We start from the raw sequence: 16637 nt of genomic DNA, 5'->3' as shown, positions 1-16637 counted from the left end.
AATAGGAATTTGAATCGAGCTGTTTTCTTAAATTGTTAGTTTTATATGATAAGTTCTTTATCTTCTAAATTTATTGAATAATATCTTATACCGGTATCAGAGAAGTTGTGTTGATATTAAAGGATAAATATTGATGGCTTCTCTGGTACGGGTTAATTTCCATGGGTTACCTTTAGGAATATTAACAAATAGAACTTAGAAAGTGATGTAGGCTTGTTATTTAAAGGAGTGCTTCTTCTGGTAATTAAAAATGAAGCACAGTCAATACCTTATTCAAAGGAATGCTACACATGTCAAAATATAAAGTACTATTATGTACCGCATTATTATTTCCCCTTTCACAACTTGCTCATGCAGCAGATCCCACAAAGTTAACCGATCAACAAGGGATTATTACTTTCACTGGGGCGTTAACGGGTGAAACGTGTGAGATCGTTGGGGATAGAAACTTTAATGTCTTACTGCCAAAACTCTCGATCAGTACTCTTAAAGAGTCCGGATCTGAAGCAGGTTCTAAAGAATTTATAATATCTGTAAAAAACTGTTCTAGCACGCTGAAAAATATTGGCGTGCATTTTGAAGCGGTGGGAGGGAGTGATAAGGACTCAGTCACCGGCAACTTAAAAAACAGTTTAGCGGGTGCTACCAATGCGGCTTCTAACGTTCAAGTTCGTCTCTACCAGGAGCAAAAGCAAATACGCTTGGGGGATACCTCAACGGCGGTTGCATTAGTGAATAATGCTGCGGACATGAGGTTTGCAGGGGGCTACTACTCAACAGGACAAGCGACAGCGGGTCTGATTGAGGCTAAAGCCATCTATACCATTGCTTATCCATAATCGTCATACCTCACTGCCACGGAAGGTTATCGTGGCAGTTTTTATTTAACTGGAAATCGTTATGAGACAAGCAATAAGGATCAGCGTGAAAGGATTAGCACTTATTTTTCTTGTCACGAGTGGGTTATGGAGTCACTGTTACGCTGGAGTAACGCTAACGGGTACGCGCATAGTCTTTCTGGAAGGGCAACAAGAAAAAATTGTTAGAACTTCAAATAAAGGTGAGCGGCCCGCATTGGTACAAGTCTGGGTGGATGAAGGTCAATCTACTGTTGAGGGGACTGAGCTTGAAACGCCTTTCATGGCAATACCACCACTCTTTCGTATGGAACCCGGTAAGGGACAGAGTATTAGGGTCCGCTATCTCGGGCAAGACTTGCCAACAGATCGAGAGTCTGTGTTTTGGTTTAATCTACTCGAAATTCCCCCCGATGGTGGTGGAGAGGCGCCGAGTGAACGACTCTCCTTGGCGTTTAAAACGCGAATAAAGCTGTTTTATCGCCCGGCATCATTGACTGAAAGTAGTGCTGATCAGGGGGCTAAAATACAATGGAAACTAGGACAAAATGGCGAGTTGGTCGTTGCTAATCCGACGCCTTATTATCTCTCGTTCTATTCAGTGGGGCTCAGCGCGGGAGGCCGAACGCAAGAACTTGCCTTGTCTATGCTTAAACCTTTCTCCGAACAAAAAATAATTTTACCTTCAGCGGTACGTAACAAGATCTTTAATAAGATTAACTTTGAATTAATTAACGACTACGGCAATGGTATTCAATACCAAGGTCAATACAGAGAGGGTAAAGGGTTTACCGTCAGTAAAAAATAGCCGTTATTCATTTATCTATTATTCAGGACGATGCATAGCCATGGATGAGCTAAAGCAGAATACTGGAGCTAAAAATTTCGTAGGGATTGAGAAAAGCGATAAATTAAATCGCTTTTATTTACGAATAATTGCTCTGACTTACCCTATTGTCGGGGTGTTCGCTATCTTACCGATAGGGTGGGCAACTGATCAGACGTTACAGCCAACAGACTTATCGCTTAACCAAGCGAAAGGAATGTCCTTTGATGCAAATTTTCTGCATGGTCAAAAAGTTGACTTGGCGGCATTTGAGCATGGAAACCCTACGACGGCAGGCGATCATCGCGTTTCAATTTTTGTTAATGACAAGCCTCGTGGGCGGTTTCTTATCTCTTTCTTACCTTACAGTGATAAGCCTCAGGGCTATGCCTATCCTTGTTTTACACTCGCGACCCTTCAACAATTAGGAATAGAGGTTGAGTCGGTAGCAAGGGATAACTCCGTTGTGAACAGTTGTCGCGCACTCGATCAATGGATCCCGCAGGGCCGTTCCCACTACGAAAGTAGCGACTTTATTCTACAGCTTACGGTTGCTCAGAAGTACTTTCGGCCTCAAAAACCGGGGGAAATTAGGCCGGAGCGCTGGGAACAGGGAAGTAATATCGCGTTTATTGATTACAACGTCGATGGTTATAGTCAACGCGTGTCATCCTTGAATAAAAGCGGTACGACGCAGCAGAAAACCTTGAGCTTTGGTTCTCTGCTCGGCATCAATCTTGAAGGGTGGCGTCTGCGCTATCGACAAATAAGCCGTAAAGTACAGAATGCTTCGTGGCGCTATCATGGCCAGTCAGCCTATGCCGAACATGATATCACTCCGTTAAGAAGTCAGTTTAGAGTCGGGGACACTTGGTCTTCCGGTGAAGTCTTTGATAGCGTAACTTTTCGCGGGGCACAGCTGCGTTCAGATCACCGTATGTTGTCATCGACACTCCGTTCCTATACCCCTCATTTCTCCGGTATTGCCGAAACTAACGCTAACGTTACGCTTTGGCAACAAGGGCGATTGGTTCAACAAACTAGCGTTCCGGCTGGCCCTTTCGATATTGACTCTCCGAGTGTCGGGGGGTATGGGGGAGATTACACTATGGTGATTGACGAAGCGGATGGCCGAAAAAGGGTTTTTATCATCCCCAATTCTGCACCGCCGTTAATTCTTAATAAGTCGGTAATCAAATATGAAGTCGATATTGGGAAAATTGATCAGACAGCGATATTACGATCGCCTTACTTCATACAGGCAAACCTTTTTTATGGGTTAACGGAAAATTATACTCTTTACACCGGAACCCAAGTCGCAAATGGCTATCAAGGTATAGCCTTAGGCAACGCATTGAATACCTTTTTAGGTGGTATCGCGATAACCGGAAATATCTCGCAGGAAAAATCAACTAAACAAAAATTTAAAAGCAAAGGGGGTAGAGTCAATCTGTCGTATAGCAAATATCTGCTTGATACTCAAACCAGTATCAATGCATCAGTCGATAGAGTAGTGTCTGGAAATTATCGTACCTTAAATCAGAGTAGCTATGAGCAAGGCGGGCTAGGATATGGAATCTATCCAGCAGTAAAACAAAGGGTATCGCTTTCCATTGGTCAGCCGATCACGGAGAGTTTTAGCGTTAATCTCTCAGCATCAACCTATCATTATAAAAAACGTGCGACGTCATACCAATATAGCCTATCAATGAATAAGCAGTTTACCTCTTATAGCTTGGGGGCGGTTTTATCGAGAAGTCAATCCTATTCAGGTGTCAACGACAATACTCTCATGCTCTCGTTGAATATTCCTTTCGGTAGGGGTTCTGAAAGAAAACCCATTTTCGATTCTCTCTACAGTACTTATTCTCATGACAATGATGGGACGAATACATTACAGCATAATATCAATGGCCATTACGGAGAAGAAAATGCTTTGGTCTATGGGTTAGGGCTTAATAGCGAAAAAGTTAAGCAGGGAAAAATAAATAACGGTGTGCAAGCGAATATCGCTTATAACAGTTCCCAAGGCCAATATAGTACCTCTTTTAGCCGTAATCGAAGCCATCAGCAATATTCTTTATCAGCCAATGGCAGTGTAGTGGCGCACTCCGCGGGAGTGATAGCGGGTAGGCAGCTCGGGAATAATCCTTTTGCCATTATTTATGCGGAAGGGGCGCAGGGCGCAAAAATTAGTAATGGTCATGGCGCAACGATTAATCGCGGGGGGTATGGCATTTTACCGTCACTCACCCCTTATCAGGAAAACAGAGTCGCGGTTAATCCAGAAGGGTTACCGCTTACGGTAACCCTTGAAGAGAACGAAGCCACTGTTATTCCACGGATGGGGGCTGCGGTAAAGGTTAAGATGAAAACCCAAACGGGGAAACCGTACTTATTGAAGGTCCGAGATAGGCAGCAGAAACTTTTCGCCATGATGAGCCAGCTCTTTACTGAACGCTCCCCTCACTTAGCCTTAGTGTCGCAAGCGGGAAGAGCCTTCGTTCAAGGCTGGGACCCCGAACGTGAAGCCTTGTTTATTCGTGATAGCGTGACCAACGAAACCTGTCAGATCTCCGTCGACCAAGACTTAATCGAACAAGCTAAAAAAATAAGCGATGAAATTATCTACAAGGAGGTTAGCTGTCAATGAAGAAATTAATAAAAGGAGGATGTTGTAGTGTAGGATTTTTTTTACTATTCAACCTATCACAATCCCTTGCCGCGACCACCAGTTGTCGTGACGATTGTCATATCGATGTGTTATTCAAAGGTGAATACCTTGCCGAAACATGTCGACTTACGATTAATCAAGCTTCTTCGCAAGAAACGATCCTATTACCTGAACTATCAACGTCACAATTCACCGCCCAAGAAAATGAATTAGGAATGAAACCCTTTACTATTCAATTAACGGAGTGTCCTGAAAAGCAGTCGGTATTATTGTCGATGCATGCTGAAAACGCTTTCTATGATGCATTGACCGGTAATTTGAAAAATACCCGAGGGACAGGGATGAGCGAAAATGTCCAAGTCAGAATTAGAAAGGAAAATGGTGAGCAGTTAAAGATAAATCAGGTCAATACGGGGCAGACTTACCAATATGCTAACGGAAAAAATATTGAAACTCATCAATTTACCGCGAGCTATTATTCAGTAGCATCACTGCCCCCAACGCCGGGTAAATTAATGGTTAGAGCCACCATTAATATTAACTATCCGTAATAAAGAACAGGATGTATAGAATTATTTAACAGGGAGAGAATGAAATGAGCATTAAGGATTCGCAAAAGTTTATTGCGAGAAATCGAGCCCCACGTGTACAGATTGAATACGACGTTGAAATTTATGGTGATGACAAAAAAGTTAATCTCCCCTTTGTGATGGGAGTTATGTCTGATCTGTCAGGAAAATCTAAGGTAACTCAACAACCGTTGAAAGAGAGAAAATTTCTTTCAATTGATATGGATAACTTCGATGACCGTATGAAGGCGCTTCAGCCGAGAGTGTTATTTAATGTGGAGAATACTTTAGGCGGTGAAGGGCAATTATTAGTCGATTTAACCTTGGAAAGTTTAGCTGATTTTTCACCAGAAAATATCGCTAAAAAGGTCACCCCACTCGCCCGATTATTGGAGGCCAGAACTCAGCTGGCTAATCTGCAGACGTACATGGATGGAAAAAGTGATGCGGAAAGTTTAGTGATGCAGTTCCTCAACGACCCCGACCTATTGACTGCGCTAGCAAGTCTACCCGCTGCAGAGGATAAGGCTACCCCATCACCGTTGGCCGAGGAGTGAGGGATGAAACAGGCAAGCAGGACAACAACCGCCGTAACACAAGGTAATCAGGTCTCAGCCGAACTGCCCGCGCTGTTACAAAAGGCGTTTCGCCCACAAACCGACACTGCCCAACACGCCGTAGAATCTGCAGTGAAAACCTTAGCGCAACAAGCTTTGCAAAGCGCCATTATTCTCTCTGAAGATGCCTACAAAAATATCGCCGCGTTAATCGAAACGATAGATCGCAAAATATCGGAACAGATCAACGGTATCCTTCATCATCCTGAATTCCAGCAACTAGAGAGCGCTTGGCGCGGCTTACACTATTTGGTCACCCATACTGAAACCGATGAGCAGCTTAAATTACGCGTGCTTGATATTTCTCGCGATGAATTGAGACGTAACTTGAAACGCTATAAAGGTGCGAATTGGGACCAAAGCCCGATCTTTCGTATGATTTATGAGGAGGAGTATGGACAACTCGGTGGCGAACCCTATGGCTGCTTAGTCGGAGACTACTATTTTGATCATTCTCCAGAAGACGTGGATCTCCTCACGTCATTGGCGAAAATTGCCTCCTCTGCGCACGTTCCCTTTAATTCTGGGGCTGCCCCTTCCGTCATGCAGATGCAAAGCTGGCAAGAGTTGGCTAACCCTCGCGATCTGACCAAAATCTTTACGCAAAATTTGGAATACACGTCGTGGAATACCCTGCGGCAATCGGAAGACGCTCGCTATATTGGACTAGCGATGCCACGTTTCTTGGCGCGGCTCCCCTATGGCGCACGAACGAATCCGGTCGAGGCGTTTGCTTTCGAGGAAAATACGGCTGGGGCCGATCACAGCCACTATATTTGGGCAAATGCAGCCTACGCGATGGCCGTTAATATTAACCGCTCTTTTAAACAGTATGGGTGGTGCACGATGATCCGCGGCGTAGAGAGTGGCGGCGTCGTTGAAGGGCTTCCTTGTCACAGCTTTCCAACCGATGATGGCGGAATTGATCTAAAGTGTCCCACTGAAATCGCGATCTCGGATCGGCGCGAAGCCGAACTGGCAAAGAATGGTTTTATTCCGCTGGTACACCGGAAAAACACTGATTACGCCGCCTTTATTGGCGCTCAGTCGTTACAAAAACCTACCGAGTATTATGACGACGATGCAACCGCCAATGCGACCTTATCAGCCCGCCTTCCTTATCTTTTCGCCTGCTCGCGGTTTGCTCACTATTTGAAATGTATCGTGCGCGATAAGGTAGGTAGCTTTAAATCCCGGGAAGAGATGGAGAAATGGCTGAATGACTGGGTAATGAATTATGTTGATGGCGATCCCACTAACTCTTCTCAGCAGACTAAAGCCAAACGGCCCTTGGCCGCGGCAGAAGTACTGGTGACGGATATCGACGGTAATCCAGGTTTCTACCAAGCTAAATTCTACTTACGTCCCCACTTTCAATTGGAAGGCTTAACGGTCTCGCTACGCATGGTGGCCAAGCTGCCTTCGGTCAAAGAGAGCCTTTAATTCTCTATCATAATCATTAACAAGGAGTGTATATGTCTCAAGATATTTTTATCAAATTCGACGGTATAGAGGGAGAGTCACAAGATGCACAGCACAAAGGAGAGGTTGAGGTCTTGAGTTGGGGGTGGGGCTGTTCACAGCACTCCAATATGCATCAAGGATCAGGGGGCGGGGCAGGTAAAGCCACCGTTGATGACTTCACTTTCGAGCACTATATCGACCGAGCAAGTCCGAATCTCTTAAGTTATTGCTTGTCAGGAAAACATATCAAAAACGTCAAATTTATCATTCGTAAAGCAGGAGGGGATCCGCTGGAATATCTCACAATCAGCTTTAGTGATGTCATCATCACACGCATAACTCATGCAGGTTCGTCTCAAGAAGATGTACGAGCGAGAGAACAGGTGAGTTTCTCTTTCACGGCGGTCACTGAAGATTATGTGATGCAAAATGCAGAGGGGAGTAAATCAGGAGCAGTTACCGTCAACTATAACGTGAAGTCTAATTCACTCAACTAGTAGAGATTATAGAAAGAAATAACAGATTTCTAAGCGTATTGTGGAGTCTGTTATTTCTCTCTCTCCAAATTGAATTTTTTTATTCATAGTGATTGTGAAGGGGGATTCCTGTGCCTTTAATTTATCGATATATATTTTTCCTTATTTTTTTTCTTTCAGGTTGTACCCTTAAACCAACGAGTAGTTCGGAGGTCAAAGTCCACTTTATCGCTGGCAGCGATATTAATAAAAATAAAAAAGGGGAGCCATCACCAGTACAACTCTTTATTTATCAGGTAAATAACCAAGATAATTTTAGTGCAGAAAATCCACTGCTATTAGTGTCGTCATCGTATACGAATACTCGCCATGATTATAGCCGAATCGCCGAGATTATTCTTCAGCCCGGGCAGCACAAAACGGTATCGCTGCCGCTTAAGACCGGCAGTAATACCTTTGCTTTTATTGCCGCATTTAGGGAAATGGTAAATAACCAATGGTCGGTCGTCCATACTGTCGAGAATCCACCACATTTTATTTGGGAAAAATTATTTAAAGGTCAACCGGTTCCACAATATATCCGACTACAGGCTTCCACCGTCGCGCTTTCAGAACAAGGAATGTTATGAAGACTAATAAAGTGGTTTGGAGTGAAGGCCTCTTTTTAAGGCCGCAACTTTTTCAACAGCAAGAACGGTATTTTGAACACTATATCCATCAACGGGCATCAATATTAACGCCTTACCATTGGGGATTCTCGCAATTAACGGTTGATCGTAAAGCGCTGGACTATGGCAAGCTGGTTATTAATTCAGCGAGGGGGATTTTCCCTGATGGGATGCCTTTTGCGTTTCCAGAAGAGTGCTCGCCGCCAAAACCCCTCACCTTATTGCCTCAGCACTGTGGCCAGCAACTCTATATAGCATTATCACTGGCGGTTCCTGGGCATGATGAGACCTTATTATCTACTGCACGGGACACCTCGTTAGCACGCTTTGAAGCCAAAGAGCATCTGGTTCATGACAGTAACGCAATACATCGAGAACCTCGGCATCTGTTACTCGCTCAATTAAGTCTTCGTCTGTTACCGGAATCGGAACTGAATGACACCTGGATCGGCATCCCTTGTGCGAAGCTCAAACATATTGAATCAGACGGTCGGGCGATCATTTATGAAGAGGAGTTCATCCCGCCCGTTATCGACTGCCGGACCAGCGCGATGCTAATCAGTTGGGTCCATCATATTTCAGGACAGCTTAAGCATCGGGCTGAAGCTTTCGCGCGACCATTGACCGAGCAGGGTCATAGCGACTCACTGGCTGTAAGAATTGAAGAATACCTCTTATTACAAATCTGTAATCGTTATCAGGCAAGACTCGATTATTGGTTACAACGTCCGCTAGTTCACCCAGAGGTCTATTTTTGTGAATTGGCTAGCTTACAAGCGGAACTTGCCACCTATTTATGCCGACAACGACGTCCGCCACCCGAGGGATTTAGTTACCAACACAAAGAGTTAGTGGAGACTTTTCGTCCATTGATCGACGATATCAGCCAGCAGCTCAATCTGCTACTCAGCAAGGCCGGAGAGTGTTTTGATTTTCAGCGCCAGTCGAATGGGATTTGGGTCACTACCAATCCTGATCTACGGTTAGAGGAGTACCAAGCGATTATCGTAGCGGTGAAAGCAGCCGTCCCACAACAGCAAATTACGCAGCATTTTATTCAACAAAGTAAAGTCAGCGCGCCACGCCAAATACAAGATTTGGTACGTTCACACTTACCGGGTGTAACACTACAGTTGCTTACCGCGCCCCCTCGTCAATTGGCACATCACGCCGGTACCTACTATTTCGAATTAGTGAAGAGTGGCCGTGATTGGCAAAACATTCTTGATGAACAGGCGGTCGCCCTGCACATTGCCGGGCGCTTTACGGAATTAAGATTACGGCTATGGGGGCTGCGCGATAGATGACTAAATTAGAGACATTATCTACCACATCGCTTAATGAGCAAGGCAGTGCAGAGTATTCACTCAATACGATTGATAGCGAGCTGCAGAGCTCATCGCTACCCAAGAAACACTTTGTTGGCGAAAGTGTTGCTCAGCGATTATTACAAGCTCGCGATAATCAGCACCCGTTGTATTGCCTCGCTAAACCGTTACTTAACGTACTCAGCGATATCCCACTGCGAGTTGAACACATTGATTCGGTCGATATTTTACGATCCTGGTTAATTTATGAAGTCACGCTCTTCTCACAATTATGCGAGCAGCTCAATATCCCGTGGCGGAAGATGACTATCGCACGTTATTGCCTATGTACCGCATTAGATGAGGCTATTCACACCACCGAGTGGGGGATAAGTAGTGGGTGGTCTCAGCAAAACTTGTTGAACTATTTTGAGGAGGATAATGACGGCGGGAATAAATTTTTCCTACTTGCTGGGCGACTCGCAATGAACCCGACCGACTATAGAGATGTACTAATTTTAATGCTGCATATTCTTAACTTAGGGTTTGAGGGACGATACAGCATTCAACAAGATGGCAAACAGCAGTTAACCCAAATTCGCCAGCAGCTTTATACCTTACTGGTGCCCTACCTGGCAGGCACTGAAACAGCAGTGTCCACGGACTATCGTCCGCCAGAATGGCCTATCGAACGCAGTAAGTTTATGTCGTTACGGGGCGGTGCCTTGCTTAGCCTGATGCTGGTGGTGGCAACCTACGGGGCATACCGTTTACAACTGAATTACCGTCTCTCTCAATTAACTCACACCGCCACGCAACTATCGTATCATCTCTCGCTTGCACCGATGCAACATTCTGTCATGACCTTACCTATCCTACTCAAAACGGATATTGAACAAGGGAGATTAACCATCGAACAGGTTGCTGAGGGCTACCATGTGAAGGTGGTCGACAGCGCGATGTTCGCTTCCGGAAGTACCCAACTTTTTGCTCATCATTACTCAGTGATCGAGCGAATCGCCCAAGCGACCCAACAGCTTGGTGGGGCAGTCACATTGATTGGGCATAGTGATAGTCAACCCATTCGAACCAAGAAAAATACCTCTAATCAACAATTATCCCTGCAGCGGGCTGATGAGGTGGCACGGATATTTTATCGTTATGGCTTTACCGATAGTCAACTACAGCGAGTAGGGGCAGGAGAGCACCAACCACTCACCGCTAATCTAAATCTAGCGCAGCGTAATCAGAATAGACGCGTTGAGTTTTTCATCACTTTGTAGAAAGGGAGATTAGACAATGGAACTGTTGAAGCCCGTTTTCACCAAATTAGTCGGTCGACTCTTGGTAGCCAGCGTTGTGTTGTTATTATGTTGTATGGTCGCACTCTATGGTGATCAATGGGGGATTGGTCACTCCTATCCCTTAGTCTCGCCTTATCATCGCGGTATGCTTAGTGTGAGTATACTGCTTTGCGCGTTGACGCTGTATTATGGTCTACCGCGGTATCTCATCATGGCGTTGGTCTCGATTAACCTAGTCTGGTTACTGGGACCCTTTGTCACGCTTGGCGAGATAAAGCCACTCGACTCGATACTCCTGCGTTTCCTGATCTGCGTAGCCATCGCTATGCTCGCTTTAGGCTATTATCTTGCGGTGATTGCCGTACAGACCGATGGTGCCCTAGCGCAAAAATTTTCTTCACTGCCGTTTCTGCCACAGTACGTTCCGCCCCGATATCCACAATTAACGCGATGTTTTAAAGATTGGCGAAAAATCCTGCGTAACCTCAAGCGTCAGGTGCCATTAAGTAAACGGCTTTTTTGTCATACGTCGGCGAATGACCAGCAAGCCTGTATTGTGATGGTCGGCCCCTCACAGAGTGGCAAAACGTCTGCTTTATTGAATGCGGAACTGATATGGACGTTACCGTCGCAACAACAGGTCGCACAGCAACCTATAACCAGTACCGAACATAGCGAGCTTTGGCTGACAGACAACGCACTATGGTGCGACACACCCGGTCGTTATTTTGATCCCACACTGGCGACTCGCGAGACGGCAGATGAGTGGCATGAATTGGCGAAGCAGCTGGTTGGGATGAAAGCTGTTGCGAAAGTCGATGCGATTATCTTAGTCATAGATTGTCCGCGTTTATTGTCCTCAACCGCTCGACAACTCACTGAATATGCTGCCTTGTGCCGTGCGAATTTACGAGTGTTACAGCAACAGACGGATCGGCCATTACCGTTCTATATTTTTATCAGCCAAGTCGATCATCTGGTCGGTTTTCGGGAATATTTTCATGAACTCTCCCCGAAAGAGCGGCATCAGTTATTGGGAGAAAAGATTGAACAAGATCCCAATATGCCATTTCCTCGAATCGAAATCATCAGTCGGCAGCTCGGTTCAATGGTTGACCGGATCGAAAAACAGGTACTGGCTAAACAGCATCAGGTTGAAGACGTTTCAATTCGCAAAGGGATCGAATGTTTTCCTGAAAATATTGAAGCCTTAACCCGAGCGATAGTGTTCTTTAGTGAACAAATGAGTCCATCGCGAACCGAAGGGATCCCGAATAGTGTTCTTGCACTCCAAGGGATTTATTTAGGGTGCAGCGAGCTATGTCGTGAAAGCACTTATACCTACCCCCAATCACTGATCAGACAATGGCAGGGACAGTCTCACGGTACCGATCCCAGTGAGGTCATTGCCGATAAAGTGAGTGTGAGCGATAAAAACGGCGAGACTTTACCGCGTTCCTTTAGGCACTACTTTATAAAAACTTTCTTTCACCATCTTATTATTGACGACTATCGATTACGGCAGTCGCTGTACCAAAAGCGCTTCCTGACTCGGTTTCGTCGAGGGGCACTGTTCATTGCGATCCTGACCCTCGGCGCGATGACTGTCTACGGTATGACCATGAGTTATTACACTAATCAGCGCTATCTTGCTGACTCTCGGCAGGCGCTGACTCGGCTCGATCAGCAAGTCAGGACCACTCAACTTCCTTTCGACCTGGCGCTCAATAAGTTAAACCAATTGATGCCTACACGTCCTGTTGGCCTTGAGTCGCCCCATTTTTTATCAGGGGATTGGGGACTGACAATGCCCGGTCAATGGGCCGATGAGATTAATACGGTTTATAACCAATGGTTAATCGATCACCTACTGCCGAGGGTAGAGAAAGTTACGCTCGATGAGTTATCGACACAGTTATCGGGGGGGGATCCTCAAAGGCTTTTCACAACGCTTAACGTTTATCTAATGTTACAGGGCGAGCTAGAGAGCGATAGTGCGTTGTTGGAAACATGGTTTGCCTCTCATCCCGTGCTGTTATCGGCTGTTGAAAGTAAGGACAATCTTCCGCCATTGCTGCGTCGACTTTTTCGGCAGACAACGTGGCAAGCCTCCGTGGACTCAGCCGATTGGCCAATGATTAATGCTGCGCGTCAGATATTATTACAACAGCCTTTAACGACTTTTCTTTACCAAGATATTGTGCGGCAACTCGGGGTAGTATCCTTGCCGATTATCGACTTACCGCAATTAATCACCTCTTCTCACCCCTTACTTTTTACCTTCCAAGGTAAGGTCAATTCGTCTGCGGGCCGATATAACTTACTCGGCGTTCAATACTGGGATAACCAGGTATTCACCACTCATTTCCCATTAGCCGTGGCCCGTGTCAAAAAGATCCTTTATGGGAATAGGCATGCTAACGCCCCGGCTCAGCTGCCTATCGAGCAGCAGGGACTTTGGCAGCAAGTCACGTTATTGTATCTTAAGGAATACCGTCAATATTGGCAGGATTTTCTAAACGGGCTTCAACTTAATCTGTCAGTGACAGACCTCGGGTCAAAACAAGGGAAGCAGCGTCATCGCATAGAGTACCTGTTAAAAGATTTTACCAGCCAAGATTCTCAACTACGCCAATTATTGCGCAATGTCGCCCAGCAAACCCAATTGGCGCCGCTCCAACAAGAGGATGAACGCTCGACGCTTTCTCGTTCGGCTACCCAGGCGCAGGATTTCCAAGATAGGCAGCAGAAACGCGAAAATGTCGATCACTATTTTATCGCCTTACATCGTTTTATTGAAACGCCGACCTCTCACACGTTACTCTCATTAGACCAGTTAGAGCTGGCGTTAACCCAACTCTACATCACCATGCAGGCGACGGGCGTTACTACAGCCAGCCAGCTTAAGACCTTAGTCTCTGGTCAGGGTGAAGCTTCTGGACTCAATGCGTTTTTACTTCATCTTAATCAATTACCTCAGCCATTACCGCAGCTATTCGAAACATTACTGTCCGTCGCCCAGCAGCAGGTGACCCAACAGACTTGGGCGGTTAATGCTCAGCAGATCAATCAGGAAATTATTCGTTATTGCCGTCAGCATCTGATGGGACGCTATCCTTTTGCTACTTCTGGTGTCGAGGCCGATCCTCGTGCTGTGGCAGAAATGTTCTCGCCTCAGGGGAAGTTAACCCGCTACTTTACACAATACTTAGCCGATAAGGTGGACACCCGTCATCGACCTTGGCGTTTCGTCACGGCAGATCAGACCATTTCTCCACGGCTTCTGACACTTTTTGAACAGGGAGAAAAGATCCAACAGCAATTATTTCCGCAGTCATCCCAGCAACTGGGCTTCGAACTAACGCTTGCCGTTAAGGATCTGGCGAATGGTATCACTCAGTTGATGATCGATAACGATGATCAGCAATTTCGTTATGTTCATGGCCCGATCTTACAACAAAAAATACGTTGGCCAGCACTCAGTCAGTCCCCCAGTTTCCAGATACGGGCTGTCGCCGCGGAAGGACGCCCCTTATGGAACATTGAGGAAAATGGCTACTGGGGACTCTTCCGTTGGCTTGAACGCAGTAAAAAACAGTTTGTGTCTCGCAGTCGTCAAACGGTCATTACGTTAGGGGAGGGATCTGAACAAGCACTCCTCGCGGTAGACGGGCTTGGCACATCGGTTCCTCATCTGATCAGGCTTTTTCGACAATTTGACTGCTCGATTACGGAGTAATCGGCCATACCGCTAAACGCTACTCAAGGAAGAAAATGAATAGAATAATGACGTTAATCAATCTTGCTGAGACGACACCGCAACTGGTGATCACCCGATTATCAGGGAGTGAGGCGCTCTCCACACTGGGCCATTACTGTATACAGGCTGAGACAGTGAGCAGGGAAGAGGAGAATGACGATAACGTGGATGAAATTGAATTAAAATCCTTAATTGGTCAATCCGTAAGTCTACGTATTGCGTTAGAAGCCGAGCTCCAGCCTTCTTCGTCTGATCCACCGGTTAGGTGGATTAATGGGATTATCGAGAAAGCCCGCTATTTAGGGCATGATGCGCAGCATTCGCAATATGAGCTGATGATTAGACCTTGGTTGTTTCTACTCACGAAAACGGTCGATTTCAAAATTTATCAGCAAAAATCGGTCGTCGATATTCTGCACGATGTTCTGAAAGATTATGGCCGGCCCTATGAGATCCGTCTCGAGGAGGCCTATCCATCGCTAGATTATCAAGTGCAATACGGGGAGAGTGATTTTGACTTTCTTCAACGATTAATGGAGAAATGGGGCATCTATTGGTTTGTCGAACATGCCGAGAATAGCCATAAAATTATCATCGTTGAGAGTCCACAGGCCCATCCTCCTTTTATGCATGATGGGTATCAGACGCTTCCTTATCTCGCGCAATCCCCCGATTATCAAGCACCCTATATACATACCTTTCATTATCAAGAGGCGTTAACGACTGGTCACTGGGTCACGTCTGATTATGACTTTACTGCGTCAAGAAAAACGCTGTCGGTGACTGAACAGCAACCTCGAAAAACGCACCTCAATCGTATGGAAATCTACGACTGGCCGGGGGACTTTACCGATACTGACGTTGGCGAACGTTTGGCCAAAGTTCGAATTGAATCATTGGGGGCACAAGGTCATCGTTGTTCAGGGAGTGCTGATTTACGGGGGATGCTCTGTGGATCGCAATTCACGCTATCGAATTATCCCTTAGGGAAAGCGAATCGATCCTATTTCATCTTGAGTACTGAGCTAGAGATTATCAATAATCGCCAAAGTTCAACGGAAGTTATTTGTCAGACCCGTTGCCACTTTACCGTACAACCTCTCACTAAACGTTACCGTCATCCGCAAAATACCCCGAAACCCCGGACCTTCGGTCCCCAAACCGCTAGGGTAACAGGGCCTGCCGAGAAGGAGATTTGGACCGACCAGTTTGGTCGCGTCAAAGTGCGTTTCCAGTGGGATCGCTACGGTCATAACAGTGAAGCTGACTCATGTTGGCTACGGGTCAGCCAAGCTTGGGCGGGCAATCGCTTTGGAGGAATGTATATACCGCGAGTAGGTCATGAAGTGATTGTCGACTTTATTCAAGGCGATCCGGATCGCCCACTGATAATAGGGAGCCTGTATAACGACAAGTCTACCCCCCCTTGGGCTTTACCCAACAATGGTAGTCAGAGCGGGCTTATCAGCCGTAGCCTAGGAGGAAGTGAGGTAAATTTTAACGGTATCCGTTTTGAAGATCGGTTAGGGCAGGAGCAATACTGGGAACAAGCAGAACGAGATATGCACCGCTTAACTAAACAAAATGAAGTACAAGTGATTGGAGCGTCGCAACAGGTGGAGGTTGGGCAAAATTATAGTTCTACCGTAGCAGGCACCAGTAATTATGTCGTGGGTGCATCAGTGGGCGTCACGGTGGGCGGCGCGCATCATACTACGGTCGGTGGCTTAATGAGTATGAACGCGGGCGCAGCAATAGGGATTAACGCAGGAGGCGCGATAGGTATCGCGAGTGGAGGAGCAATGTCAATGGTCACGGGGGGCGCGATGGGATTAGCGGTTGGCGGCGCGATGGGCTTAAGTTCAGGGGGGGATTTAGTCATCTCCGCAAGTCGCATTCGCCTCATCGCCGATAGTCAAATTATCTTACAAGCGGGGCAAATTGATTTTAATCCTGGTGATGCAGGTCCACGCGGCGGAGGCGGAGGCGGGGGGATCATCGGTCTACCCGGAATTAAACCTACTGCAGGATTATTCGTCGGTAAAAGGTTATCGCCTCCAACACCGACCATCACCAGTAGCATCAATCCAGAAGTTTAACCCGTTAATAGGAGGT

General features: G+C 46.2%; 12 protein-coding genes. All 12 read left to right on the top strand.

Features of this window, described 5'->3' with window-relative positions; translation table 11 throughout:
* The first annotated feature begins 290 nt into the window (after window positions 1–290).
* The 12 genes from BMX14_RS09010 to BMX14_RS08955 all read left to right on the top strand — a co-directional run bounded on the left by BMX14_RS09010 (window position 291) and on the right by BMX14_RS08955 (window position 16621).
* The gene (locus BMX14_RS09010; protein WP_177173124.1) at window positions 291–839 is read left to right on the top strand and encodes a fimbrial protein; all 549 of its coding nucleotides are present in this window, start codon (window positions 291–293) and stop codon (window positions 837–839) included.
* 61 nt (window positions 840–900) lie between these two features.
* Window positions 901–1665 carry a fimbrial biogenesis chaperone gene (locus BMX14_RS09005; RefSeq protein WP_092675797.1) on the top strand — a complete coding sequence of 255 codons (765 nt, stop codon included), beginning with the start codon at window positions 901–903 and terminating at the stop codon, window positions 1663–1665.
* A gap of 40 nt (window positions 1666–1705) precedes the next feature.
* Window positions 1706–4336: a fimbria/pilus outer membrane usher protein gene (locus BMX14_RS09000; RefSeq protein ID WP_177173123.1), complete on the top strand. Its 2631-nt coding sequence runs from the start codon at window positions 1706–1708 to the stop codon at window positions 4334–4336.
* A complete protein-coding gene (locus BMX14_RS08995) occupies window positions 4333–4908 on the top strand; it encodes a fimbrial protein (RefSeq protein WP_092675791.1) in 576 nt (191 codons plus the stop codon). Before BMX14_RS09000 ends, BMX14_RS08995 begins: the two co-directional genes overlap by 4 nt.
* Window positions 4909–4952: 44 nt before the next feature.
* On the top strand, window positions 4953–5483 hold the full coding sequence (gene tssB, locus BMX14_RS08990) for a type VI secretion system contractile sheath small subunit (protein ID WP_092675788.1): 531 nt from the start codon (window positions 4953–4955) through the stop codon (window positions 5481–5483).
* 3 nt (window positions 5484–5486) lie between these two features.
* Window positions 5487–6986: a type VI secretion system contractile sheath large subunit gene (gene tssC, locus BMX14_RS08985; RefSeq protein ID WP_092675784.1), complete on the top strand. Its 1500-nt coding sequence runs from the start codon at window positions 5487–5489 to the stop codon at window positions 6984–6986.
* A gap of 32 nt (window positions 6987–7018) precedes the next feature.
* Window positions 7019–7504, top strand: a complete 486-nt coding sequence (locus BMX14_RS08980) for an Hcp family type VI secretion system effector (RefSeq protein ID WP_092675782.1) — start codon at window positions 7019–7021, stop codon at window positions 7502–7504.
* Between the two features lie 110 nt (window positions 7505–7614).
* Window positions 7615–8112, top strand: a complete 498-nt coding sequence (gene tssJ, locus BMX14_RS08975; protein ID WP_177173122.1) for a type VI secretion system lipoprotein TssJ — start codon at window positions 7615–7617, stop codon at window positions 8110–8112.
* Window positions 8109–9458, top strand: coding sequence for a type VI secretion system baseplate subunit TssK (gene tssK, locus BMX14_RS08970; RefSeq protein ID WP_092675776.1), 1350 nt, complete (start codon window positions 8109–8111; stop codon window positions 9456–9458). Before tssJ ends, tssK begins: the two co-directional genes overlap by 4 nt.
* Window positions 9455–10741, top strand: coding sequence for a type IVB secretion system protein IcmH/DotU (icmH, locus tag BMX14_RS08965; RefSeq protein ID WP_092675774.1), 1287 nt, complete (start codon window positions 9455–9457; stop codon window positions 10739–10741). Before tssK ends, icmH begins: the two co-directional genes overlap by 4 nt.
* Window positions 10742–10757: 16 nt before the next feature.
* Entirely contained in the window at window positions 10758–14501 is a 3744-nt protein-coding gene (tssM, locus tag BMX14_RS08960) for a type VI secretion system membrane subunit TssM (protein ID WP_092675771.1), read from the top strand.
* Between the two features lie 35 nt (window positions 14502–14536).
* On the top strand, window positions 14537–16621 hold the full coding sequence (locus tag BMX14_RS08955; RefSeq protein ID WP_092675768.1) for a type VI secretion system Vgr family protein: 2085 nt from the start codon (window positions 14537–14539) through the stop codon (window positions 16619–16621).
* Window positions 16622–16637: the final 16 nt, after the last annotated feature.

This window comes from Rosenbergiella nectarea, assembly GCF_900111105.1.
Classification (GTDB): Bacteria; Pseudomonadota; Gammaproteobacteria; order Enterobacterales; family Enterobacteriaceae; genus Rosenbergiella; species Rosenbergiella nectarea.
The sequence above is the reverse complement of the archived record's forward strand: the minus strand, read 5'-3'. Positions and strand labels throughout refer to the sequence as shown.